The following is a 20,844-nucleotide window of genomic DNA, read 5'->3' on the forward strand; positions in this document are numbered from 1 at the left end:
TGACGCTGGACCAATGGCGGCGGGTCATCGACGTCAACCTCATCGGTCAGTTCCTGTGCGCCCGCGAGGCGGTGCGCCGGTTCCTGGCCCAGGTTCGGACCCGTCGGTCTCGCGGGCGGCGGGGAAGATCATCTGCAGGTCCTCAGTTCATGAGGTCATCCCATGGGCGGGGCACGTCAACTACGCCGCTTCCAAAGGCGGGGTGATGCTGATGATGAAAAGCCTGGCCCAGGAGGTTGCCCAGGCCGGCATCCGGGTGAACGGCATTGCGCCGGGCGCCATCAAGACCCCGATCAACCAAGAGGCCTGGGAAACACCTGAGGCGGAGCGCAAGCTGCTCGAACTGATCCCCTATGGCCGGGTTGGGGAGCCGGAGGATATCGCCAAAGCGGCCGTGTGGCTGGCCTCAGACGTCTCCGATTACGTCGTCGGCACCACCCTCTTCGTCGATGGTGGGATGACGCTCTATCCGAGTTTCCAGGAGAACGGCTAGGCAGGAGAATGTTGGCGAGTTCACGGACTCTGAGGGCGAGATGGTCCACTTCGTCCTCTCCTACGGCCCGTCCCATCTTCCGCCCCCTGAGGTGATAGACCCGCTGGCTGCCATGCGTGACACGGAGGCGTTCTGGCAGGCGCTGGTCGACAACCTCGTCCTGCAGGGCCGCCACGAGGAGGCTCTTCAAATGTTTGAGCCCCTGCTGGCCCTGCGCAACGACATCGGACTGCTGGCAGAGGAGTACGGTCCGGTTGGTGGGCGGCAGGTCGGAAACGTCCCGCAGGCGTTCAGCCATCTGGCTCTCGCCAACAGTGCCCGCAAACTCGCTTTGGGCGACAAGCATGCTGCTCACCGAAGCTGAAACCTAAAGGGTGAGAGAAATGCTGCGCGGCAGTTGCACAACATTTGGGCCGGACGAACGTGGCCTGTTCAAGCATGACAGGGGAACAAATTGGATGGGCTGTCGTTGCCGCCACGACTCCTGCAACGGACGGTGCCGTGGCCAACGTGCTTCGCTTCATGCTGACCCGCCTCCTGATCGCGATGGTTGCCATCGCGCCCGTGAGCGCGTCGTGGCATGGGAACGCCCAAGCCGCCATCCAAGATCCGACAGTGCATGCTCAAGCTGTGCAGGGCGAGCACGGGCACGCGATGCACGGCCGAGCGGACCACAGACATTCCGCTCCGGCCAAGGCTCATGGGGCAGGACAGATTTGTTGCCATCCCGCCTGTACGATGGCTGTCATCCCTTCGCTGGCCATCCCGGCACGGTCCCTGCCTCTCTCCGCTCCGCTTCCGGTTGTGGGAGATCGCATTCCCCTGCCCGAATCTCCGTCTGGTCTCGACCGTCCTCCCAAGCTCGCGTGATTTCCGCGCATCAACACCTGCACCCCCGGTGTGATCGCGCGCCTGCGCCCAACCGGCCGTTCCGTCATGTAGGCTTGTCGGCCAGGACCATTCTTAGCGAGCGGCTAGGCACACGATCCGGCGTCCCCCAGCCATGCCGCAACTCACGCGGACGCCTATTCCAGCCTTGGAGATAGACATGCACCAGATGTCCCCCGAGATGCAGTCTTGCATCGATGAATGCCTGCGCTGTTACCAATCCTGCTTCGGTATGGCGATGACCCATTGCCTGGAGCAGGGTGGCCAGCATGTGGAGCCTGGCCACTTCCGGCTCATGATGGCCTGCGCCGAGATCTGCAAGACCTCAGCTAACTTCATGCTGATGAACTCGCCGCACCACAAGCATACCTGCCGGGAATGTGCCGAGATCTGCGAGGAGTGCGCCCGATCATGTGAGCAGGTCGGCGACATGCAGGACTGCGTTGAAGCCTGCCGCCGGTGCGCCGAGAGCTGCCGTAAAATGGCGGCGTAATCTCTATTGGGCCGACGTCGGCCCGCTGTGCGGGACGACCCACTTCAACTTGGGTCGTCCCTTGCCTCAAGCAACACAGGACCACTCCTATGACACACAAGCGCAATGATCATTCTTCGGAAAACTCACCGCACCGTGGAGCCACGAGTGAAACGTTCGGCGATGTGAACCTCTATATCGGCCGGAACCACCTAGATCTGCACTCTGGCACCGGACGGCAGGACCTCGCCTTTAGCCGGGGTGGAAGCGATTTCCTGTTCGGACGAGGCATGGACGACGACCTCCTGGGAGGCAAGGGAAACGATTTCCTGTGGGACGATGCCGGCATGGATCACCTCGATGGAGGGGATGGGCACGATGTTCTCATCAGCGGCTCTGAAGCCGATGGTCTCCGGGGCAGCCGTGGAAACGACTACCTCAACGAAGGCGTCGGCCACGGCGACCTCGAAGGTGGCGATGGTAACGACACCCTGGTTGGTGGTCCCGGCGGCGATGCCTTTGTGATTTCCCTGGACAGCGGCCATGACGTCATCGAGGACTTTGACGCAGGTCCCGGCATGCTCGACCACCTCGCCATCCGCGACATCGAGCCGGTGGACCTTCGCTTCGAAGATACGGACCACGGTGTCCTGATCAGCTGGAACGACGGTGAAGGCTCTGTGGTGCTCGAAGGCGTCGAGAAGGACGAGCTGGCTCAGGACGACTTCATGTTCGCTGACGACCGCAAAGTCATCCAGCCGACAAGCGCCGACGCGGACCGGGTCACAGCCGTGGAGTTCATCAAGGACGAAGGCGAGGCGCTCACGCCATCCCCTCTCGGTGCGGACGAGCGTCCTGATGCGTGGTTCCGCTTCGATGACTTCAACATCGAGTTCGGCGGTGCCCAGAACGACACGCTCCTCGGCACGTCCAAGCGCGACTACTTCGTCGGATTGGAGGGTGACGACCAGCTCTCCGGCAAGGGAGGTGACGACGACCTGCGCGGCGGTGCAGGCAGCGACACCCTCATGGGCAGTGACGGCATGGATCATCTGAAGGGCGAGGATGGCGACGACCAGCTTTTCGGCGGTGCGATGGCCGACACTCTCATGGGTGAGGCGGGCAACGACCGTGTCGCTGCAGGTGCGGGACACGACATGCTGGAAGGCGGCATGGGGGATGACACCCTCGACGGCGGTGACGGGGCCGATGCCTTCATCGTCGCCCCTGACAGCGGTAATGATGTCGTGGTCGGCGGCTTCGATGCCGGCCCGGGCGCATTCGATCATCTCGCGTTGCGCGACATCACCCCTGGTCAGGTCACCGTTGCGGACACCACGCAGGACGGCAATGCGGGCGTGCTCGTCAGCTGGAACACTGATGAGGACGCCGAAGCGGAAGGGTCGATCCTCCTGGTCGGCCTCTCGAAAGAACAGATGGCCCAGGACGATTTCATGTTCAACGCCGATGACGCGAGGGAGGGAGAATTCATCGATGACCCTGCGATCACCAGTGAAGGCTCCGCACTGATCTTTGAAGAGGACGCGGTCGCGACCGCGTCCCTTGGAGGCTACCTCCTAGTATAAGCCGAGCCTTTTCGAACAGGCCGGGAGCGGATCCAGTCTCCCGGCACGCCCATCGGTCAGCGGAACTGCCGCCAACACGCCGGCCGTCTGCCCCGAGAGCTGCCGCAGGATCGCGGCGCAACATCCATGGTGGGCCCAACGGGACCCATCCTGGTCAGTCACACTGTTGGAGATCTCAGATGAAGCACCTGCTATCCACCACCATTGCCGGCGTTCTTGCCTTGGCGACGCCGGCATTCGCACAGCAGCCCCAGATGCAGCACCCCTCAGGAGGCCAGATGGCGATGTCGGCCGACAGCCTGCCGGAGGAGTGCCGGACGGCGGCGCAGGCTGGCGGCCAGGGCCAGATGATGCAGGGCATGGACATGCAAGGCATGATGCAGAACATGCAGGGCATGATGGCGAACATGAACGAGGCCCAGAAGGGTTACATGGACACCATGATGAAGATGCACGGTCCCATGATGGCCGCCCACATGATCAAGGACTCCGACGTCGCCTTCGTCTGCGGGATGATCCCCCACCACCAGGGCGCCATCGACATGGCCCGCGTCGTCCTGAAGACCGGCGACAATGCCGAGGCCAAGAAGATGGCCGAGAAGGTCATCAATGATCAGGAGAAGGAGATCGCCGAAATGAAGGACTGGCTGAAGAAGAACGCAGCCAAGGAAGGCAGCCAGTAAGGGAAAGGAGCCCCCGCATGCGGGGGGGCTCCTTCCCAGGTCAGGCGTGGGCCGGCGCGTCGCTGGGGGTGTACCCGGCTGCGGCCACGATCTCCTTGATCGCCGCCACGTCGCTGGCTCCCCTGACGGAGACAAGCTTGGTCGCCGGGTCAGCCTGCACCTGCGTCCCCGGCAGCTTCGTCTCGATGGCCTTCGTGATGGTACCGGCGCAGTGGCCGCAGGTCATGTCCTCGACCCGCAGGGTCAGCGCGTCCGGATGATGGGACGCGGTCTGATCGGCCTGGGACTGGTGGGTGCTGCATCCGCACATGGTGTCATCGCTCCGTTTGTGTGTTGACGATCTGTAAAGTCTGCACCTTCCCACAGTGGTAAGGTCAAGGGGTTTCTTCGGTGCCGCGCGAGTTGATCCCGATGCGGGCACCGACACCGCGGAAAGTCATCAACGGATGGCTTGACCTTCCCATCATGGAAAGGTCTATACGGATTGCCAGACAGTTCTCCAAGGAGACGAAAGTGGCCATTCAAACATCCGCGAAGCAATCCTCCGCCCCCGGGGCGACCATCGACATCCCGATCCAGGGGATGAGCTGCGCCTCATGCGTGGGGCGGGTGGAGAAGGCGATTCGTGCCGTCGACGGCGTGGATGCGGCCAACGTCAACCTGGCAACCGAGCGCGCCCATGTCTCCTTCAGGCCAGGCGTGACCAATGTCGGGCCTTTGGCGGAGGCGATCCGCAACGCCGGGTACGAGCCTGTTGCGGACACCATCGACCTGAAGATCTCCGGCATGACCTGCGCCTCGTGCGTCGGACGGGTGGAAAAGGCGCTGAAGGCGGTTCCGGGCGTGCTCGACGCCACGGTGAACCTCGCGACCGAGCGGGCCTCGGTTCGTGCCCTGGGCGGCTCCACCATGGGCGGCGCGCTCATCGCCGCGGTCGAGAGAACCGGCTACGAGGCGGAGCCGGCCCGCAGCGGTGCGGAGCAGACAGACCGGGAGCGTGCGGCCCGCGAGGCGGAGCTTTCCTCCCTGCGGCGGTCGGTGATCCTGGCCGCCGTCGCGACCCTGCCGCTGCTGGTCTTCGAGATGGGATCGCACCTGTTCGAGGACGTTCACCATTTCCTGGCCGGAAACTTCGGCGACGGCACGATCCGGATGCTGTCCTTCCTCCTGGCGACCCTGGTGCAGTTCGGGCCGGGCCTGCGGTTCTACGTCAAGGGCTGGCCGGCACTCGTGCGCGGCGCCCCGGACATGAACTCGCTGGTGATGCTTGGAACGACCGCCGCCTATGGCTACTCGGTGGTCTCGACGTTCGCGCCTAGGCTTCTGCCGGAAGGCACCGACTACACCTACTATGAGGCTGGGGCGGTCATCGTCACGTTAATCCTGCTTGGGCGCTGGTTCGAGGCCCGCGCCAAGGGACGCACCAGCGAGGCCATCCGGCGGCTCATGACCCTGCAGGCCAAGACCGCCCGGATCCTGCGCGATGGCCAGGAGATCGACGTCGGCGTCGAGGCGGTGCGGCCGGGCGACGTCGTCGTCGTGCGGCCGGGCGACAAGGTCCCGGTCGACGGTGAGGTGATCGAGGGCGCGTCCTATGTGGACGAGTCGATGATCACCGGTGAGCCGGTGCCGGCGCAGAAGGCGGTTGGGGCCTGGGTCGTCGGGGGCACGATCAACAAGACCGGTGCGTTCCGTTTCCGCGCCACCAAGGTGGGCGCCGACACCCTCCTGGCGCAGATCGTCCGCACCGTCGAGGAGGCCCAAGGCTCGAAGCTGCCGATCCAAGCCATCGTGGACCGGGTCACGACCTGGTTCGTGCCGGCGGTGATCGGCGTGGCCGCGTTGACCTTCCTGGCCTGGCTCGCCTTCGGGCCCTCGCCGGCACTGACCTACGCCCTCATCAATGCCGTGGCGGTGCTCATCATCGCCTGCCCCTGCGCCATGGGGCTGGCCACCCCGACCTCGATCATGGTCGGAACCGGCAAGGCCGCCGAAATGGGCGTGCTGTTCCGCCGTGGCGAGGCGCTCCAGGCGCTCAAGGACGCGAACATCGTCGCCCTCGACAAGACCGGCACCCTGACCAAGGGCCGCCCCGAGCTCACCGACATCGCCGTCGCGCCCGGCTTTGCCGAGGCCGACGTCCTGCGTCTGGTGGCGGCCGTGGAGACGCGCTCGGAGCACCCGGTGGCCGAAGCCATCGTGGCGGCGGCGCGGCAGCGGGGCGTCGACCTGCCGCCGCCCGGCGGGTTCGAGGCCGAGCCCGGCTTCGGTGTGCGGGCCGAGGTTGAGGGACATCGGGTGATTGTCGGGGCCGACCGCCTGATGCGCCGGATCGGCGTGGACATCACCGCGTTCGGCGACGTTTCCTCCCGCCTTGCCGACGACGGAAAGACGCCGCTCTACGCCGCCGTCGATGGTCGGCTCGCCGCGGTGATCGCGGTCGCCGACCCGATCAAGGCGACAACCCCGGCGGCCATCGAGGCCCTGCATCGCGTCGGCGCGCGGGTCGTCATGGTCACCGGCGACAACCGCCGCACCGCGGATGCCATCGCCCGGCAGCTCGGCATCGACGAGGTCGTGGCCGAAGTGTTGCCCACCGACAAGGCTGACGTGGTGAAGCGGCTCCAGGCCGACGGAGCGGCGCGCGTTGCCTTTGTCGGCGACGGCATCAACGACGCGCCGGCCCTGGCGCAAGCGGATGTCGGCCTCGCCATCGGCACCGGCACGGACATCGCCATTGAGAGCGCCGACGTGGTGCTGATGTCGGGGGACCTGCGCAACGTGCCGAACGCGATTGCCCTCTCGCAGGCGACCATCCGCAACATCAAGCAGAACCTGTTCTGGGCCTTCGGCTACAACGTGGTGCTGATCCCGGTCGCGGCCGGCGCGCTCTATCCGGTGTTCGGGATCCTGATGTCGCCGATCTTCGCCGGTCTGGCGATGGCGTTCTCCAGCGTCAGCGTGCTCACGAACGCCCTGCGCCTGCGCCGCTTCGTGCCGCCGCTTCCGGCAGGCGACACGACATCACGGACGGTGCCGGCCCGCCTGGCGCCGGCGGAATAAGGGGAGGTGAAGATGAACATCGGAAAAGCCGCCGAGGCCTCGGGCGTCTCGGCCAAGATGATCCGCTACTACGAGTCCATCGGGCTGCTCGCCAAGGCGGCCCGACGCGAGAACGGCTACCGGGACTACGATGAGCGCGACGTCCACGACCTGCGCTTCATCAAACGAGCGCGGAACTTGGGCTTCTCGGTCGAAGCGACCGGCGATCTTCTTGCCTTGTGGCGCGACAAGAGCCGCGCGAGCGCCGACGTGAAGTCCTTCGCCATGCGGCACGTGAGCGATCTGGAGGCCAAGATCTCGGAGCTCCAGGCCATGACGCGAACGCTGCGCCATCTGGCAAGTCACTGCCATGGCGATGAGCGTCCCGACTGCCCGATCCTCGATGACCTGGCCACGCCGGGTGCCGGGGAAACGGACCAGGATGCGCAGGTCAATCGCGCAAAGGTTCGTAAGCCTCGCGATGCGGGGACGCAGATCCGGTCCTTCCGCCGTCCTGTAACCGCTTGATCCCGGCGAACGTACTCAGCGGCCTGACCGGCCTTGCCTGGGCGTGAGGGCTGTCATAGCTCCGCACCTCGTTGAAGTGTCGGATCTGCGCGGCGGTGAGCGGAGCTGAGGTCGCTGCGTTGCAAAGGCTTGGGCGCGAAGGACCTATGCAAACCAGACAGGCCTAGGGTACCTTTCCCATCGCGTGATCCGCTCACATCCAGACCCAAGCACAAAGCCTTTAGAGGCGGGCTCATGCTCGGGAAAGGAGGTGAATTCGAATGTCGAATACACGCAAGATCGGTCGAGACGCTGGGAATGGCCAGTTCACTACGGTGAAGGAAGCCAAGGCAAAGCCTAAGACCCATGTCGTCGAGACCATCAAGACACCGAAGAAGCGCTAAGCGTTTCTAGGGTCGGACGGGGGCTGGGTCGGATCCAGCCTCCGCTTCCTTCTTATCTGAGCCAATCAAGCCTGAAGGCAATATCCCTCTCGACGCACAGATCGGAAAGCGCCCGAGGAAGGTCGTCTGGGGTCAAAGTACGGTCTGAGGTCGAGCTCCATGAACGTCCGCTGCCAGCCCTTTCGCAGGCGTGAGGCTGACGAGTTCAAGTGTGAGGCCGGCTCGCCCGGCTGATCAGGCACTGGCGAGCCAGGTCAGATCACGCCTGCCAGGCGCAACATGAAACCGGCCGCAAGGATCCCGAGGAGCCCCCAGCAGGACCAGTAGGCTACAGGTCCCCACCAAGCATCTGGGGCGTCGGCTTGGCGCTCCAGCCGGTGCTTGTCGAACATGCCCCAAGCGTGGACCGCCGCGCCAACCAGCAGGAGCGGGAGGCCGACGCGGTCGAGGCGGTCGGCAGCCAAGACCCCAAGCCCAATGCCGAGGACGACCGCGCCTACGCCCGACGTGAGCTCGGCCAGCCGCAGCCGCTCAGGCCTGGCGACGGTCACTCGCGCTTGCCGTGGTGATGGCCGTGGCCCCGATGCATGAACAGGTGCATCAGCGGGCAGGCCATCAAGATGAGGTAGGGCAGGGCGGCCACGACGTGACCCGTGTGGCTCACAAAGAGGTAGACGCCGAGCGCGGCGACCACGAGCGCGAGGGCCCATCCCAAGGGGGTGCCGACCAGGAGTGTCCTCCAGGTCTTGGGCGGCGTTGACGGAACCGTTGGCGTGGTGGTCATGTGAGATCTCCCGATCAGGACGATGTTGACTCTGAACCTTGGGCGCGAAGGCTGCCTTGATTTCGCTCAAGGCCAGGTTTGCGCCCGGTGGTGCCGGGCAAGGTCTCGAAATCCGCCTGCCCGGCCCGCCATCCATTCCGATGAGGCCTAGCGGGCCGCGATGCCGTTCGGTCCCTTTCCGACCGGATAGGCTTTTCCGACCGAGAGAGTGTCGAGATCGACCGCTGAAATGGTGTTCGCGTAGGTGTTGGTGACGTAGGCGGTGTCTCCGTCGGGGTCGATCACGATGCCGTGGGCGCCTTTGCCGACCGTCAGGTTCTTGACCGGCTTGCCGGTCCCCAGGGCGATCACCGACACCCGGTTGTCCGGCTTCGCCGCCGAGCCCTGGTTCGCGACGAGGGCGGCCTTGCCGTCCGGCGTGACGAAGACCTGCACCGGCCCGCGCCCGACGGAGGCCTTCCGTAGCACCTTGCGGGAGGCGACGTCGACGATGGCGACCTTGTCCTCGCCGTTGAGGGAGACCACGAGGACGCGGCCGCTCGGGTCGAACGCGACCTGGGCCGGGCGTTCGCCGACGGCGACATGCTCGACCTTCTCCGGGTTGCGTGGGTCCACCAAGGAGACCGTGCCACTTTTCATGTTCGCGACAGCCAGCAGGCTGCCGTCTGGCGACAGGCGCAGGCCGTGCGGATAGTTCTGCACGGGGATGCGCTCTGCAACCTTGCGGGCGGCAAGATCGACCACCACCACCGAGTTGGTTTCGGCATCGGTCAGGTAGGCGAAACGCCCCTGAGCGTCAGGGACCACGTGCGCCGGGTGTCCTCCCACCGTCACGACGGTCGGCGAGGCCGGCGCGCTGCCCGACACGTCCATGAGAACGAGCTGGCCACCGCCCGCCGCGCCGTGGGCGGCATGGCCCCCGGAGCCGCCTGCCGCCATGCCCGTCGCCAGCAGAAGCCGGCCATCCCGGGTGAGGTCGACGTTGTGCGGCGAGATCGGGATCGGGACCGTAACGGTCTTGGAGGTCTCGGTGTCGATGATCGAGACGCTCTGCCCGTTCTCGTTGGCGACGAAGATCGTGTCGGCCCGGGCGCCGGCGGCGGCGAGGGAAACCGTGAGGGCGAGTGCAATCTGAAATGTGCGTGTGGACATCGCGTTGTCCTTCTGGAGTTCGGTTGAAGCGGCCCTTGGTCTTTGCTGGGGACGCATCCTCGGGGAGCGCCCGGAAGCCAAGGATTCAGGAGTGTCACGCGATGGGCTTGGGCGGTCTGAGTTGTGCATCCGGATCCAGCCCGGACAGCATCAGGTCATCCCTGTGCCGGATGCAAACCGTTCCGGCGTCTCTTTGAAGAAGGCTGCCAGCATGGGAGGCCAACGGCGCCGGACCGCAGCCCGAAGGGCCGACAGGGCAGGCCGCATCGCACGGCAGTCCGCCCACCGTGCTGGCGACGTGGGCACCCTCTGCCGGTGTGTTCCCACGGTGGGGATCAACGGCCGGGCCGGCGTTATCATGATCAAAATGGTTTGAAGACAGAGATGCGGTGTGCGCCGGAAGCGATGGATCCGGGGCGGCAGCCTGCCGACCGGCAAGAGCAATCGTGGTCGCCGCCAGCAGGAGCATGGCTGACAGCACAAGCCAGGATATGTTCCGGAACCAGTTCATCTCTTCGAGCCGGCACAGGGGCCATGGACTTCGCGCCGGTTGCCGGGTCGCAGCATGGCGCATCGGGTTGATGAAGACCCTAACCTGCCGGGGCGGACGAAACATTGCGCCAAGTCAAACTGCGGGAAGGACCGGGCGGATCCTGAGCGGACCCGCCCGGTCTGGCCATCACAGTCGCACTGCGCGGAGACGGATCGCGTTGCCGATCACGCTGACCGACGACAGGGCCATCGCGGCGGCCGCGATGATCGGCGAGAGCAGGATGCCGAAGAACGGGTACAGCACGCCCGCGGCCACAGGCACGCCGAGAGCGTTGTAGATAAAGGCGAAGAACAGGTTCTGGCGGATGTTGCGCATGGTGGCCCGCGACAACCGCCGCGCCCGCACGATGCCGGTCAGGTCGCCCTTGAGCAGGGTGACGCCCGCGCTTTCCATCGCCACGTCGGTGCCGGTGCCCATGGCGATGCCGACATCCGCCGCAGCGAGTGCCGGAGCGTCATTGACGCCATCACCCGCCATGGCGACCACGCGGCCCTCGCGCTTGAATTTGTCCACCACGGCGCTCTTCTGGTCGGGCAGGACCTCGGCCTCGACCTGGTCGATCCCGAGCTGGCGCGCCACCGCTCTCGCGGTCGTCCAGTTGTCGCCGGTCAGCATCACGACGCGGATGCCTTCCTCCTTCAGGCCGGCCAGCGCCTCGGGCGTCGAGGCCTTCACCGGGTCGGCGATGGCGATGGCGCCCGCCACCTGCCCGTCGATGCCCGCGAAGATCGCGGTGGCGCCGTCCTCGCGAAGCCTGTCGGCCTGCCCGGCGAGAGGGCTGACGTCGATGCCGTGTTCCGCCAGGAACTTGGCGCTGCCGAGCACGACGCGGCGGCCCTCCACGGTGCCCAGCGCACCCTTGCCCGTGGGAGAGTCGAAGTCCGAGACCGGGGCGGTCGCGATGCCCCGCTTATCGGCCGCCTCGACGATGGCCAGGGCGAGCGGGTGTTCGCTCGGGCGCTCTGCGCTGGCCGACAGGCGCAGGACCTCGGCCTCGGTGAAGCCCTGTGCCGGCACGATGGCCGTCACGGCGGGCCTGCCCTCGGTGAGGGTGCCGGTCTTGTCGACCACGAGCGTGTCGACCTTCTCCATGTGCTCCAGCGCCTCAGCGTTCTTGATCAGCACGCCCGCCCCGGCGCCGCGCCCAACGCCGACCATGATCGACATCGGCGTGGCCAGACCCAGCGCGCACGGACAGGCGATGATCAGCACCGCCACGGCGGCCACGAGGCCATAGGAGAGCTGCGGCTCCGGCCCCCAGATCGCCCAGGCGATGAAGGCGAGCACGGCCACCCCAATGACGGCCGGCACGAAGTAGCCGGAGACCTGGTCGGCCAGGCGCTGGATCGGCGCACGGCTGCGCTGGGCCTCGGCCACGAGCTGGACGATCTGCGACAGCATGGTGTCGCGTCCGACCTTCTGCGCCTCGATGACGAGACCGCCGGACTGGTTCATGGTGCCGCCGATCACCTTGGCGCCGACATCCTTGGTCACGGGCATCGACTCGCCGGTCACCATCGACTCGTCGACGGAACTGCGCCCCTCCAGAACCGCACCGTCCACCGGGACCTTCTCACCAGGGCGCACCCGCAGGCGATCACCCGCCTGCACGGTGTCGAGCTGGACCTCCTGCTCCGTGCCGTCGGGGAGGATCCTGCGGGCCGTCTTAGGCGCGAGGTCGAGCAGGGCGCGGATGGCGCCACTTGTGGTCTCACGTGCGCGGAGCTCCAGAACCTGCCCCAGCAGCACGAGGACGGTGATCACGGATGCCGCCTCGAAATAGACCGCCACCGCACCGTCGTGGCCGCGGAAGGCCGCCGGGAAGATGTCGGGCGCCAGCGTCGCAACCATGCTGTAGACCCACGCCACCCCCGTGCCCATGGCGATCAGGGTGAACATGTTGAGGTTGCGCGTGACGACCGACTGCCAACCGCGCACGAAGAAGGGCCAGCCGGCCCACAGCACGACCGGGGTCGCCAGCAGCATCTGGATCCAGTTCGAGGTCTGCTGGCTGATGTAATGGCCGAGGCCGGTCAGGTGGCCACCCATCTCCAACGCCACCACGGGCAGCGACAGGGCGAGGCCGATCCAGAAGCGGCGCGTCATGTCGACGAGCTCGTGGCTGGGTCCCGTCTCCGCGGTGGCCAGGACGGGTTCGAGCGCCATGCCGCAGATCGGGCAGGAGCCGGGCCCGGCCTGGCGGATCTGGGGATGCATCGGGCAGGTGTAGATCGTGCCCTCGGACACGGCCTCCGCCTTCCGGGCTGTTGCCGGCTCAACGTACTTGGCGGGTTCAGCCATGAACTTCGACTGGCAGCCGGATGAGCAGAAATAATACGGCTTGCCCTCGTACTGCGCCCGGTGTGTGGTTTGGTGCGGGTCGACCATCATTCCGCAGACCGGATCCTTCACCTTCCCGGCATCCGCCGTGGGCTCATGGTGGTGAAGGTGGTGTCCCGTATGGTCGCCATGATCGTGATGGGAGTGGCCCTGATGGCCGTGCTCTTTGGTGGTCGGGCTGTGGGTCATGGCGGTTCTCCGCTGATGCCTTTATGGGAACGGGAAGCCTAAGGCTTCCCACGATGGGAAGGTCAAGCGTCCTGGTCAGAGTGCCTGCGGGTCGGTGCCGGGGAGGAGAGCCCTCCGCCGAACGCGGTTTCGAACAGGCGCTCGGCCCAGGCATCCCGGATCCTCCGGCTGGCCTCGATCATGCGGGTCACGTCCCCGATCCAGGCCGCCTCGGCCGCCTTGAACGGGTTCTCCGGCGGGAGCGCCGTATGTTCCTGTTCCATCGCCGCGAGCATGCGGACGCCCCGCATCCAGGGGCTGAAGGTCTCGGCAAACATCGTGCGGCTCACGCGCATGGGATGCAGCGCCTCGGCCATGGCCGCGGACCAGGGCGTCACAGCGGCCCTGATCCAGGGACTCACGAAGGTCCGGTAGGCCGCCTCGTTCACCTCCGAGATCTCCCGCACGCGCTCGAACGAGCGGCGCGGATATTCGAAGTCGAGATCCTCGACGCGCCGCTCCTCAAAGGTAACCTCGCGGGTGATCTGTTGTTCGATGCCTGCCGTGGAAGATCCGATCCGCATCTCGTAAAGACCTGGCTCCAGCTCCCCGATCCGGGGGAGGTTCTCCAGGATCGTTCGGTGCTCCAGGTTGGCCACCTTGGCGGAGACGAAGATCCCGAGATGCCCGATGTGCGGGTTGGTGAGATAGACGATCCTCTGCCCGGCCCGCTTCAGGTCCTCGGTGGTGGCGTAGACCGCAGGGATCCAGCCCAGCGCCTGGTGCGGCGGGGTGATGTTGTCCCCGTAGGAGGCGAAGATCACCAGCGGGTTCCTGATCCGCCGCAGGTCGACATGGCAGCCGCCGCAGACCTGCACGAGGCCTTCCTCCAGCCGGTTGCCGACGAAGAGGTTCTCGACGATGGCGACGATCTCCTCCCGGCTCAGGAAGTAGAAGCCATTCCACCAGCGCTCGAATTCCAGGAACCGCTCGCGCTCGGTCTCGATGCGGGCGAACAGGTTTGCGTACTTCTCCCAGACCGCCTCCGGCTTGAGGTTCTCGAAGTTCTGGACGAGCCAGGCGCCGTCGAACCGCCCCTGGCCGAGATCGCCCAGCAGATGGGCGAGCCAGGCGCCGCCGACGAAGGCGCCGGCGATCCGCATCGGGTTGATGCCCGCCTCCCCGGCCCAGTAGGACAGGGGCGAGCCGTTCAGGACCGCTGGACCGACCAGGCCGGCGCAGTCCGCGGCCAGGATCGTGATCGCCCATCCAGCCTGGCAGTTGCCGTACAGGATGGGCGCTCGGCCCGGATGACGGCTGGCGACCTCCTCCACGAAGCGCCGGAGCGTGTGCAGGACATCGAGCAGGGTCTGGCCCGGAACAGGTTCTGGCCCGAACGCCACGAAGTACACCGGGTGCCCGGCCCGGAGCGCCAGGCCGACCTCGGAGTCGCGCTTGAAGCCGCCGATCCCGGGCCCATGCCCAGCGCGGGGATCGAAGACGACAACCGGTGGCTTCTCCGTATCGAGGCAGTCGGCCAGGCAATCCTCGCCAACCCGGGTGATCCGCAGCAGGGAATAGTTGGTCGGACGCTCGAAGCGGTGGGCGTCGAGAAGGACCTCGTAGTCGAAATCCAGCAGGGGCGGCTTTCCGGCCCGCTCATGCGCCAGCATGTTGTCGGCCCGCTGCCGGAGCGTGTCCCAGAACAGAACCGAGCGTTCGGCAAGGTCCCTGGTGTAGGCCGCGAAGTCCCGCAATGCGGTTGCCGGATCAACCAGAGCGGGATCCGGTCCGGCCAGGGATCTGATGGTTTCCGGTTGCTCAGGCGGGACCGGGGTGTGCATTCCGAGGGGAGATCCGTCAACGACGCGGAGCCTCGCCTGCGGCTTCCTCCGTGGCCGAGTTTCAGTCGCTGTCCGGTTGCTCAGTGCCATGGTCCTCACCCTTTCATCGGTGATGCAATAGCCCAGGTGGAGCGCCATCGCCTTGACGTGGCGCAATCAGTGTCATCTTCAGAACCATCCGAACGTCAGGGCCACCACGGCGAAATACCGGGCTGCCTTGGCCACGGCCACGATGGCGATGAAGACTGGAAACGGCTCCCGCAGCACGCCGGCAACAATCGTGAGCGGATCGCCGATGAAGGGCACCCAGCTGAGAAGCAGCGACCAGCGACCGTAGCGGTGATACCAAGCTTCGGCCCGCTTAATGGACTCGCGCTTGAGCGGGAACCAGGGCCGGTCCTCGAAGGTGGCGAGCAGGCGCCCCAGCAGCCAGTTCGCCGCCGACCCCAACGTGTTGCCGACGCTCGCCACGATCACGAGCAGCCACCACGTGTAGTGCTCCGAGACCAGGAGCCCGAACAGCACGACCTCGGACTGGAACGGCAGGACTGTCGCGGACAGGAACGCCGCCGCGAATAGTCCGCCATATTCCAGGAGGTGGTTCAACGGGCGTTTCCTTCCTGGCAGGCTGCCTCGCTTCCAACGAAACGGACGGACAGGATGTCTGGCACGTCCTCATCGCCAGGGCGCCGCTCGACCGAGCGGGCATCGAGCCGGGCGCGTCGGGAGGGCGTCAGAAGCCGCAGGAACCGCTTTGAGGCGACGACGCCCAGGTTGGCCTGCTTGGACCGCCGCTCCATCCGCGGCAGGGCGTTCATCGCGGGTCCGAGCACCGTGAACTCGGCGCGGCGTCCGTCATCGAAGACGCCGGCGAGGACAAAGCCGCAGTGGAGCGTGGCGATGACGTGGGTGCCCGACGGCATCTCGTCATGACTTCTCCAGGTGTTCAGGGGGCGCAGGATCTCGTTGGCTGTGTCGAAAGCCCGAGCCGCCTGTTCCTCGGGCGAGCCGTCGAGGAACACGGCGAGCACGCCGTCCCCCAGGTACTTGTCGACGATGCCGCCGTGGCGTGAGACCGCGTCGTGGACGAAGCGCCGGAACGCCATCAAATCATTGATGACCTCGCGACCCGGCCGTTCCCGGGTCAGCGCGGAGAAGCCGCGGATGTCGACCGCCAGCAGACAGGCATGGCGCTCGGCGACCTCCGCCGTCTCCGCGCTGGCCACCACCTCGGCGGCGATCCCCTCGGGCAGGAAGCGCGACAGGAGCATCCGGTCCCATCGCGCCTTCAGCACGGCCGCCCAGGCCAGCCGGGTTCGATGCACCGCGTAGAGGACGAAGCCCGCCGCAACGGCGAACGACAGGAACCCGAGCGTCTGCCGGAACGCGAAGGCAGGCGTGGTCCCGGCCGCTTCAAAGGTTCCGGTGAACAGGAGCAGGGCAAGCGAGGCGAGCCAACCTCCGGCCACGATCCCGGCAAAGGCGGCGACAAGATCACGGCGCAAGCGCATTCCCGTCTGGATGAGGAGGAGAATGGCCGGCAGCAGGCTGACCGCGTCCGTCGCGAGGAAGAGATCGTGGGCATCGCGCGGCAGGTGGTCGGCGATGACATAGACCGCCAGCGCCGCGTCGGTCATCGTGGCGGTCCACGGCAGCCAGCGGCCGCCGACGGCAAAGCGTGACGCGAAGGCCAGCACGACCGTCGTCAGGCAGTAGATCACCAGCACGATCCAGTGGCCTTCCCGGTGGCCATGGCCGTATTCGAGGAAGGCGCCCGCCCCGAGGATGGCCAGGATCAGAAGCCGCGGCACTAGGGCCCGGCGGTCGAAGTCGTTCTCCAGGTGCTCGGGCAGCCCGCCGGCCGGGTGCCGACCGGGGACGGGCCTGTCCGGGCCTTCGCTCTCCGTTGGGCGCAGATCCCGGCGGCGGATGAGGTTCAGCATCCGGTGCGTGGCTGCGCCGGGGACCTGTCGGCGATCCTTGCGGTGTCCGGACCGGCACTCCGGGTCGAGCCGGTGGCGACGGGACCGACATGGAGCGTCAACGGGCTCTCATAGGAGCCGAGAACCAGGCGCGCCGGAACCGTCGTGTCCGGCTCAAGGTCCCGGGCAAGGGGCCCGACCTCGATCCAGACCTTGCGGCCATCCAGGCTCTCCGTGGCGCCCGACCTGACCGGCAGCGTCCCGATCTCGCCGGTGTGTCCCTGGCCGAAGGATCCCATGATCCGCGACGGCTCCCCATCCGATAGGCGCAGCCCCGTGATCAGAACGCGGTCCTCTCCGGAGTTCTCGACCGAGAAGGTGACGATGGCCGTTTCACCGGCCCGGGCCGGGGTGGCGGCGACCTGCGTGACCGTGACATCGCCGAAGACGGCTCCCTCGTCGTCAGCCTTGGCGGAGCAAGGCTGCAGGATGGAATAGGCTGCCATCGTCGCAACAGCCGCCCCGACGGCAACGAACCGCTTCATCGAATGCATAGAGGTTTCCTTGTTGTTGTTATTGGATGTCGCCGGTCGCCGCGGCGACTCCGAAAGCGCGGCGGCCGACGACGATCCGCCAGGGTTGGGACCGGACGGAGTCTCGTGGCTATCGGCCCTTGCGGATGGTGACGACGGAGATCTGTCCGTTCACCCGGTCAGCCTGGAACTGAACCTTGTCACCCGCCTTCACGCCCTTGAGCACCGCCGGATCCTGCGCCCGGAACACCATGGTCATGGCGTCCATGTTCAGGTTCGGGATCGGCCCGTGGTCGATGGTGACCTTGCCCTGGGCCGTGTCGACCTTCTCGACCGTGCCGGACACCGTGGGGAGGTTCGTCGCGGCGGCCGGCTGAGCCGCAGGCCGGGTCGGGGCCGCCTGGGCCCTGCCGGTGTCGATCCTGACGACGGAGATCTGGCCGTTCACGCGGTCCGCCTGGAACTGGATCTTGTCGCCTTCCTTCACACCCTGGAGGATGGCAGGGTCCTGCGCACGGAAGACCATCGTCATGGCGTCCATGTTGAGGTTCGGGATTGCGCCGTGGTCGATGGTGACCTTGCCGCCACCGGCATCCACCTTCTCAACCGTGCCGGAGACCATCGGGAGATTGCTTGCGGCGGGCTGCGCGGCGGGTTGCGCCGGAGCGGCGGCCTGAACCTGCGGGGCCGGTGCTGACGCACCCTTCTGGTCGAGCGGCCCGGACCCGTGCGGCGGCTGGTCCAATCGGGCGCGATAGTCCGCCTGACGGTTGCGGACCTGCCACTCCTTGAGCTCGGAGATCTGCTTCTGCTGCTCGTCGAGGATCTTCTGCGCGACCCGGCGGAGCTGCTCGTCGGCGCCGTGCTCCAGTTGCGTCCGGGCGAGGAAGATCAGGTCCTCGTGGTGGGCGATGAGCAGCGCGGCGAAATCCTTGTCGGGATCGCCGGCGAGCTTCATGTCCTTGAAGCGGTCGTCCATGACCTCGCGGACGCGCTCGTAGGCGGCAGGCGCACCCTTGGCGGGCTGCGCCTGTGCAGGACGGTCCGGGCCAATGGCGACGATGGCCAGCAGGGCCCCGACGGCGGTGAGGGTGGTGGTCAGGAGTTTCATGGCAGTCTCTCGCTGGACAGAGGGAGGGGCCGCCCCGCAACGGTGGGTCTCGGGCACCGGTTGCGGGGCGACTGGGGCGTTATTTGCCCTTCTTGATCGAGGTGACGGAGATCTGGCCGTTCACGCGGTCGGCGGTGAACTGGACCTTGTCGCCGGCCTTCACGTCCTTGAGCAGGGCCGGATCCTGGGCGCGGAACACCATGGACATGGCATCCATGTTGAGGTTCGGGATCGGACCGTGGTCGATGGTGATCTTGCCCTGGGCGGTGTCGACCTTCTCGACCGTGCCGGACACGGTCGGCGTTCCCTGGGCCAACGCCGCTCCCGAAAGGGCGAGCGCGGCGGTCAGGGCAGCGGCGGCGAAGTTGATGCGCTTCATGGAATATTCCTGTTACGTGTGGTGATGGAGAGATCGCGCCGTCACTTGACGACGACGGTGCCCTTCATGCCGGACTCGTAGTGGCCCGGGATCAGGCAGGCGAACTCGAAGGTGCCGGCCTTGGTGAAGCGCCAGACGATCTCGTTGAAGGCGCTGGGCGCGAGACGCTTCCCGTTCGGGTCGTCGTGCTCCATATCCGGGTTCTGCTCCATCGCGACCTTGTGCTTGGCGTTGTTCTGGACGCTGTCGAGCATGAACTCATGGTCGACCTTTCCGGTGTTCTTGAGCACGAACTTCACCTGCTCGCCGCGCTTGATCTCGACCTTGTTGGGCTCGAACAGCATCTTCGCGTCCTCGGTCTCCAGCATGGAGACCTCGATGGTACGGGCGACGGGCTTCTTCGGGTCGCCCGGCTCGCCGGCCGCGAACGACCTGTGGCTGTGGCCGGCCTCGCCGGGGCCGGCAAGCGCCAGCCCGGCTGACAGCGCCAGCGCCGCGACGGCGCCCATGAGAGTGTGTAGACGAACCTTCATTGTCTGCTCCTTTGGCATCGGTTCTCGTTGGGATCAGTGATTGCCGTGACCGCCGGCCGAACGGACCGGACGTTTGCGGGGATCGATGGCTTTGAATTCGGTGGCCTTGACGCCACTGTCGGGCGAGGTCGCGCGGGCGGGCTCGGCGAGCTGCTCGCCTTTCCACTCGTACGCGACGGTGCCCTCCGGGTGCTTGTACCAGCCCGGATCCTTGTAATCGTCGTGGGCCAGGCCCGGCCGCACCTTCACGACCGAGAACATGCCGCCCATCTCGACGGGGCCGAACTGGGCATAGCCCGTCATCATCGGCAGCGTGTTGTCGGGCAGCGGCATCTCCATCGAGCCCATCTCGCCCATGCCGGTGCCGCCCATCGGCATGTAGCCCGGCGCGATCTTCTTCAGGGCCGGCGCCGTCTGGTTCATGTTCACACCGATGTAGGTCCGGTTGTCATGGCCCATGGCGTTCATGGTGTGGTGGCTCTTGTGGCAGTGGATGGCCCAATCTCCGGGTGCATCGGCCACGAACTCGAAGGCGCGCATCTGTCCGACCGCCACGTCGATGGACACCTCCGGCCACTGGGCCGTCTCCGGCACCCAGCCACCGTCCGTGCCCGTGACCTTGAAGTCGTAGCCGTGCATGTGGATCGGGTGGTTGGTCATGGTCAGGTTGCCGAACCGGATGCGGACCTTGTCTCCCTGGCGCACCACGAGCGGGTCGATGCCCGGGAACACGCGGGTGTTCCAGCACCAGAGATTGAAGTCCGTCATTTCGTTGACGCGAGGTACGTACGATCCGGCCTCGATGTCGAAGGCGTTGAGCAGGAACACGAAGTCGCGGTCGACGCGGCGCTCTGCCGGATCGCGCGGGTGCACGACGAAGAAGCCCATCATGCCCATCGCCATCTGGACCATCTCGTCCGAATGCGGGTGGTACATGAAGGTGCCGGACTTCTGCAGGATGAACTCGTAGACGAACGTCTTGCCCGGAGGAATGTGGGGCTGGGTGAGACCGCCGACCCCGTCCATGCCGCTGGGCAGGAGCTGGCCGTGCCAATGCACCGCCGTGTTCTCCGGCAGCTTGTTGGTCACGAAGATGCGCACCTTGTCGCCTTGGACCGCCTCGATGGTCGGTCCCGGCGACTGGCCGTTGTAGCCCCACAGGTGGGCCTTCATGCCGGGCGCCATCTCGCGCACGACGGGCTCGGCGACGAGATGGAATTCCTTCCAGTCGCCGTTCTGGCGCCACGGCAGGGTCCAGCCGTTGAGCGTCACGACGGGCTGGTAGTCCGGCCCGCTCTTCGGATAGAGCGGCGGCTGCATCGTGGCCTCGGTCATGGTGGGCGCCTCAGGCAGGCTTGCGGCCTGGGTGCGCCCGCTGATCATGCTGGCTCCGGCGAGGGCCAATCCCCCTGCGCCGAGAAAACCTCTTCGCGATACGGTCATTGGTTGT

22 protein-coding genes are annotated in these 20,844 nt (G+C 66.3%); 8 read left to right on the forward strand and 14 right to left on the reverse strand.

The features are described 5' to 3' along the window. The first annotated feature begins 13 nt into the window (after window positions 1–13). The 5 genes from JKL45_RS31110 to copM all read left to right on the forward strand — a co-directional run bounded on the left by JKL45_RS31110 (window position 14) and on the right by copM (window position 4,122). On the forward strand, window positions 14–493 hold the full coding sequence (locus JKL45_RS31110) for an SDR family oxidoreductase (protein ID WP_312896930.1): 480 nt from the start codon (window positions 14–16) through the stop codon (window positions 491–493). A gap of 40 nt (window positions 494–533) precedes the next feature. After that, window positions 534–857 carry a hypothetical protein gene (locus JKL45_RS08715; protein ID WP_201860726.1) on the forward strand — a complete coding sequence of 108 codons (324 nt, stop codon included), beginning with the start codon at window positions 534–536 and terminating at the stop codon, window positions 855–857. 684 nt (window positions 858–1,541) lie between these two features. Further along, window positions 1,542–1,874 carry a four-helix bundle copper-binding protein gene (locus tag JKL45_RS08720; protein WP_201860727.1) on the forward strand — a complete coding sequence of 111 codons (333 nt, stop codon included), beginning with the start codon at window positions 1,542–1,544 and terminating at the stop codon, window positions 1,872–1,874. 269 nt (window positions 1,875–2,143) lie between these two features. Continuing rightward, window positions 2,144–3,439, forward strand: coding sequence for a calcium-binding protein (locus JKL45_RS08725; protein ID WP_246498404.1), 1,296 nt, complete (start codon window positions 2,144–2,146; stop codon window positions 3,437–3,439). Window positions 3,440–3,618: 179 nt separating this feature from the next. Then, entirely contained in the window at window positions 3,619–4,122 is a 504-nt protein-coding gene (gene copM, locus JKL45_RS08730; RefSeq protein ID WP_201860729.1) for a CopM family metallochaperone, read from the forward strand. Window positions 4,123–4,162: 40 nt separating this feature from the next. Here the strand turns inward: copM and JKL45_RS08735 are convergent, their stop codons facing one another. Beyond that, a complete protein-coding gene (locus JKL45_RS08735; protein WP_201860730.1) occupies window positions 4,163–4,432 on the reverse strand; it encodes a heavy-metal-associated domain-containing protein in 270 nt (89 codons plus the stop codon). Window positions 4,433–4,496: 64 nt separating this feature from the next. Continuing rightward, window positions 4,497–4,643 (reverse strand): hypothetical protein, encoded by a 147-nt coding sequence (locus tag JKL45_RS08740; RefSeq protein WP_201860858.1) that lies wholly within the window; start codon window positions 4,641–4,643, stop codon window positions 4,497–4,499. On the opposite strand from JKL45_RS08740, the gene JKL45_RS08745 reads away from it, so the two are divergent. The 3 genes from JKL45_RS08745 (at window position 4,636) to JKL45_RS30455 (ending at window position 8,075) form a co-directional block, all read left to right on the forward strand. Continuing rightward, entirely contained in the window at window positions 4,636–7,185 is a 2,550-nt protein-coding gene (locus JKL45_RS08745) for a heavy metal translocating P-type ATPase (RefSeq protein WP_312896931.1), read from the forward strand. The genes JKL45_RS08740 and JKL45_RS08745 overlap by 8 nt on opposite strands. Before the next feature lie 12 nt (window positions 7,186–7,197). Beyond that, window positions 7,198–7,692, forward strand: coding sequence for a Cu(I)-responsive transcriptional regulator (cueR, locus tag JKL45_RS08750; protein WP_201860732.1), 495 nt, complete (start codon window positions 7,198–7,200; stop codon window positions 7,690–7,692). Between the two features lie 260 nt (window positions 7,693–7,952). Continuing rightward, the gene (locus tag JKL45_RS30455; protein WP_281401746.1) at window positions 7,953–8,075 is read left to right on the forward strand and encodes a hypothetical protein; all 123 of its coding nucleotides are present in this window, start codon (window positions 7,953–7,955) and stop codon (window positions 8,073–8,075) included. A gap of 254 nt (window positions 8,076–8,329) precedes the next feature. On the opposite strand, the gene JKL45_RS08755 is transcribed toward JKL45_RS30455, so the two are convergent. The 12 genes from JKL45_RS08755 to JKL45_RS08810 all read right to left on the reverse strand — a co-directional run bounded on the left by JKL45_RS08755 (window position 8,330) and on the right by JKL45_RS08810 (window position 20,837). Continuing rightward, a complete protein-coding gene (locus tag JKL45_RS08755) occupies window positions 8,330–8,626 on the reverse strand; it encodes a hypothetical protein (RefSeq protein ID WP_201860733.1) in 297 nt (98 codons plus the stop codon). After that, window positions 8,623–8,859 carry a DUF2933 domain-containing protein gene (locus tag JKL45_RS08760; RefSeq protein WP_201860734.1) on the reverse strand — a complete coding sequence of 79 codons (237 nt, stop codon included), beginning with the start codon at window positions 8,857–8,859 and terminating at the stop codon, window positions 8,623–8,625. The genes JKL45_RS08755 and JKL45_RS08760 overlap by 4 nt, the downstream gene beginning before the upstream one ends. Window positions 8,860–9,006: 147 nt before the next feature. Beyond that, a complete protein-coding gene (locus JKL45_RS08765) occupies window positions 9,007–10,011 on the reverse strand; it encodes a YVTN family beta-propeller repeat protein (protein WP_201860735.1) in 1,005 nt (334 codons plus the stop codon). 679 nt (window positions 10,012–10,690) lie between these two features. Then, entirely contained in the window at window positions 10,691–13,093 is a 2,403-nt protein-coding gene (locus JKL45_RS08770) for a heavy metal translocating P-type ATPase (RefSeq protein WP_201860736.1), read from the reverse strand. Window positions 13,094–13,155: 62 nt separating this feature from the next. Then, window positions 13,156–14,916 (reverse strand): DUF3141 domain-containing protein, encoded by a 1,761-nt coding sequence (locus tag JKL45_RS08775; protein WP_201860737.1) that lies wholly within the window; start codon window positions 14,914–14,916, stop codon window positions 13,156–13,158. A 168-nt stretch (window positions 14,917–15,084) separates the two neighbouring features. Then, window positions 15,085–15,522 carry a YqaA family protein gene (locus JKL45_RS08780; protein WP_201860738.1) on the reverse strand — a complete coding sequence of 146 codons (438 nt, stop codon included), beginning with the start codon at window positions 15,520–15,522 and terminating at the stop codon, window positions 15,085–15,087. Then, window positions 15,519–16,859 carry an adenylate/guanylate cyclase domain-containing protein gene (locus JKL45_RS08785; protein ID WP_201860739.1) on the reverse strand — a complete coding sequence of 447 codons (1,341 nt, stop codon included), beginning with the start codon at window positions 16,857–16,859 and terminating at the stop codon, window positions 15,519–15,521. Before JKL45_RS08785 ends, JKL45_RS08780 begins: the two co-directional genes overlap by 4 nt. After that, window positions 16,853–17,383, reverse strand: coding sequence for a hypothetical protein (locus tag JKL45_RS08790; RefSeq protein ID WP_201860740.1), 531 nt, complete (start codon window positions 17,381–17,383; stop codon window positions 16,853–16,855). The genes JKL45_RS08785 and JKL45_RS08790 overlap by 7 nt, the downstream gene beginning before the upstream one ends. Before the next feature lie 118 nt (window positions 17,384–17,501). Then, window positions 17,502–18,482, reverse strand: a complete 981-nt coding sequence (locus tag JKL45_RS08795; protein ID WP_246498406.1) for a copper-binding protein — start codon at window positions 18,480–18,482, stop codon at window positions 17,502–17,504. 79 nt (window positions 18,483–18,561) lie between these two features. Beyond that, window positions 18,562–18,861, reverse strand: coding sequence for a copper-binding protein (locus JKL45_RS08800; RefSeq protein WP_201860741.1), 300 nt, complete (start codon window positions 18,859–18,861; stop codon window positions 18,562–18,564). Window positions 18,862–18,902: 41 nt separating this feature from the next. Continuing rightward, a complete protein-coding gene (locus JKL45_RS08805) occupies window positions 18,903–19,394 on the reverse strand; it encodes a cupredoxin domain-containing protein (protein ID WP_201860742.1) in 492 nt (163 codons plus the stop codon). Window positions 19,395–19,427: 33 nt separating this feature from the next. Then, window positions 19,428–20,837, reverse strand: a complete 1,410-nt coding sequence (locus tag JKL45_RS08810) for a multicopper oxidase family protein (RefSeq protein WP_201860743.1) — start codon at window positions 20,835–20,837, stop codon at window positions 19,428–19,430. Window positions 20,838–20,844: the final 7 nt, after the last annotated feature.

Origin of the sequence: Microvirga soli (genome assembly GCF_016734765.1) — a bacterium.
In the GTDB taxonomy this organism is placed as follows: domain Bacteria; phylum Pseudomonadota; class Alphaproteobacteria; order Rhizobiales; family Beijerinckiaceae; genus Microvirga; species Microvirga soli.

Coding starts and splice junctions, on each gene's coding strand:
- JKL45_RS31110 (WP_312896930.1), top strand. CDS start 14: ATGGCGGCGGGTCATCGACGTCAACCTCATCGGTCAGTTCCTGTGCGC.
- JKL45_RS08715 (WP_201860726.1), top strand. CDS start 534: ATGGTCCACTTCGTCCTCTCCTACGGCCCGTCCCATCTTCCGCCCCCT.
- JKL45_RS08720 (WP_201860727.1), top strand. CDS start 1,542: ATGCACCAGATGTCCCCCGAGATGCAGTCTTGCATCGATGAATGCCTG.
- JKL45_RS08725 (WP_246498404.1), top strand. CDS start 2,144: ATGGACGACGACCTCCTGGGAGGCAAGGGAAACGATTTCCTGTGGGAC.
- copM (WP_201860729.1), top strand. CDS start 3,619: ATGAAGCACCTGCTATCCACCACCATTGCCGGCGTTCTTGCCTTGGCG.
- JKL45_RS08735 (WP_201860730.1), bottom strand. CDS start 4,432: ATGTGCGGATGCAGCACCCACCAGTCCCAGGCCGATCAGACCGCGTCC.
- JKL45_RS08740 (WP_201860858.1), bottom strand. CDS start 4,643: ATGGCCACTTTCGTCTCCTTGGAGAACTGTCTGGCAATCCGTATAGAC.
- cueR (WP_201860732.1), top strand. CDS start 7,198: ATGAACATCGGAAAAGCCGCCGAGGCCTCGGGCGTCTCGGCCAAGATG.
- JKL45_RS30455 (WP_281401746.1), top strand. CDS start 7,953: ATGTCGAATACACGCAAGATCGGTCGAGACGCTGGGAATGGCCAGTTC.
- JKL45_RS08760 (WP_201860734.1), bottom strand. CDS start 8,859: ATGACCACCACGCCAACGGTTCCGTCAACGCCGCCCAAGACCTGGAGG.
- JKL45_RS08765 (WP_201860735.1), bottom strand. CDS start 10,011: ATGTCCACACGCACATTTCAGATTGCACTCGCCCTCACGGTTTCCCTC.
- JKL45_RS08770 (WP_201860736.1), bottom strand. CDS start 13,093: ATGACCCACAGCCCGACCACCAAAGAGCACGGCCATCAGGGCCACTCC.
- JKL45_RS08775 (WP_201860737.1), bottom strand. CDS start 14,916: ATGCACACCCCGGTCCCGCCTGAGCAACCGGAAACCATCAGATCCCTG.
- JKL45_RS08785 (WP_201860739.1), bottom strand. CDS start 16,859: ATGCTGAACCTCATCCGCCGCCGGGATCTGCGCCCAACGGAGAGCGAA.
- JKL45_RS08790 (WP_201860740.1), bottom strand. CDS start 17,383: ATGAAGCGGTTCGTTGCCGTCGGGGCGGCTGTTGCGACGATGGCAGCC.
- JKL45_RS08795 (WP_246498406.1), bottom strand. CDS start 18,482: ATGAAACTCCTGACCACCACCCTCACCGCCGTCGGGGCCCTGCTGGCC.
- JKL45_RS08800 (WP_201860741.1), bottom strand. CDS start 18,861: ATGAAGCGCATCAACTTCGCCGCCGCTGCCCTGACCGCCGCGCTCGCC.
- JKL45_RS08805 (WP_201860742.1), bottom strand. CDS start 19,394: ATGAAGGTTCGTCTACACACTCTCATGGGCGCCGTCGCGGCGCTGGCG.
- JKL45_RS08810 (WP_201860743.1), bottom strand. CDS start 20,837: ATGACCGTATCGCGAAGAGGTTTTCTCGGCGCAGGGGGATTGGCCCTC.